Origin of the sequence: Allobaculum fili, from assembly GCF_020969955.1 — a bacterium.
GTDB classification, from domain to species: Bacteria; Bacillota_I; Bacilli_A; order Erysipelotrichales; family Erysipelotrichaceae; genus Allobaculum; species Allobaculum fili.
On record NZ_JAHDSX010000111.1, the window covers coordinates 1 to 466 of the forward strand.

1 protein-coding gene is annotated in these 466 nt (G+C 47.0%); it reads right to left on the reverse strand.

Annotation, left to right across the window (positions count from 1 at the left end; all coding sequences use genetic code 11):
* Nucleotides 1-3: 3 nt before the first annotated feature.
* Entirely contained in the window at nucleotides 4-390 is a 387-nt protein-coding gene (tnpB, locus tag Afil_RS10735; RefSeq protein ID WP_230268547.1) for an IS66 family insertion sequence element accessory protein TnpB, read from the reverse strand.
* Nucleotides 391-466: the final 76 nt, after the last annotated feature.

Genomic DNA, 466 nt, shown 5'->3' on the forward strand with positions numbered 1-466 from the left:
GGTTTAAACATACTTATAAGTTCGTGGCAGAAATGCCGGCTGGGGAACAATCGACAGACCGGAAAGCAGAGAAGCCAGCTGCGAACAGTCAATTCGCATGAAGTCGGACTGGTCAGTGCTGACAGGCCACTGAAGGGAAGATCTGGAGAGTCGCTTATAAACAAGCCAGAATCCATTTCCGTCACGAAGGATACCTTTGATCTTGTTCTTCTGTCGATTAACGAAGAGAAAGAGGGATCCATCCAGCGGATCCAGAGCGAGAGGTCCTTGAACCAGGGAGACGTAACCGTCAATTCCTTTGCGAAGGTCAGCAGGCATCTGAGCCAGATAGATGTTTTTAACTTTGGAGAAATCGATACCGAGATCGATTGCAGGGATGATTGATTCCATGAAAAAGCCTCCTTGAATAAAGGAATTATCCCAAGGAGGCGGTCGAGAAAATACCCGTCTTTTATTTGACGCTTAC